Source organism: Nocardia tenerifensis NBRC 101015, from assembly GCF_000308715.1.
In the GTDB taxonomy this organism is placed as follows: domain Bacteria; phylum Actinomycetota; class Actinomycetes; order Mycobacteriales; family Mycobacteriaceae; genus Nocardia; species Nocardia tenerifensis.
This window is the reverse complement of the sequence record NZ_BAGH01000086.1, coordinates 1-1313: the sequence shown is the minus strand read 5'-3', so window position 1 is coordinate 1313 and position 1313 is coordinate 1. Positions and strand designations below refer to the sequence as shown.

Sequence of the window (1313 nt, the reverse complement as noted above, 5' to 3'; positions counted from 1 at the left end):
TGCCGCGGCTTCGGCGGTGTACTTGAGCCCCGCTACATTGTCGGCGCAAAATCACTTGACCAGTGAGCTATTACGCACTCTTTCAAGGGTGGCTGCTTCTAAGCCAACCTCCTGGTTGTCTTCGCGACTTCACATCCTTTTCCACTTAGTACACGCTTAGGGGCCTTAGCCGGCGATCTGGGCTGTTTCCCTCTCGACTACGAAGCTTATCCCCCGCAGTCTCACTGCCACGCTCTCACACACCGGCATTCGGAGTTTGGCTGATTTCGGTAAGCTTGTAGGCCCCCTAGACCATCCAGTAGCTCTACCTCCGGCGTGAAACACGTGACGCTGCACCTAAATGCATTTCGGGGAGAACCAGCTATCACGGAGTTTGATTGGCCTTTCACCCCTACCCACAGCTCATCCCCTCAGTTTTCAACCTAAGTGGGTTCGGGCCTCCACGACGTCTTACCGTCGCTTCACCCTGGCCATGGGTAGATCACTCCGCTTCGGGTCTAGAACATGCGACTCAAAACGCCCTATTCGGACTCGCTTTCGCTACGGCTACCCCACACGGGTTAACCTCGCCACATGCCACTAACTCGCAGGCTCATTCTTCAAAAGGCACGCCATCACCCACAGCACACTAAAGCACTCGCAGGCTCTGACGGATTGTAAGCGCACGGTTTCAGGTACTATTTCACTCCCCTCCCGGGGTACTTTTCACCTTTCCCTCACGGTACTAGTCCGCTATCGGTCACCAGGGAGTATTCAGGCTTACCGGGTGGTCCCGGCAGATTCACAGCAGATTTCACGGGCCCGCTGCTACTCGGGTACTCACTACAAGAGCCGTCATGTTTTCGTCTACGGGACTCTCACCCTCTACGACAGGCCGTTCCAGACCACTTCGACTAACACAACGGTTTCTGACTCCCGCCAGGTCCGGCAGAACCTGGAAAATGAGCCCCACAACCCCAAGAACGCAACCCCTGCCGGGTATCACACGCCCCTGGTTTAGCCTCTTCCGCTTTCGCTCGCCACTACTCACGGAATCACTATTGTTTTCTCTTCCTGTGGGTACTGAGATGTTTCACTTCCCCACGTTCCCTCCACACACCCTATATATTCAGATGCGGGTAACACGACATCACTCGTGCTGGGTTTCCCCATTCGGAAATCCTCGGATCTCAGCTCGGTTGACAGCTCCCCGAGGCTTATCGCAGCCTCCTACGTCCTTCATCGGCTCCTGGTGCCAAGGCATCCACCGTACGCTCTTAAACACTTACAAACAAAGATGCTCGCGTCCACTGTGCAGTTCTCAAACAACACAC

Annotated in this window: 1 rRNA gene; it reads right to left on the bottom strand. The window is 55.2% G+C overall.

Annotation, left to right across the window (positions count from 1 at the left end):
• A 23S ribosomal RNA gene (locus ON39_RS06835) occupies positions 1-1270 on the bottom strand; the annotation flags it as partial.
• Between the last annotated feature and the right edge of the window lie 43 nt (positions 1271-1313).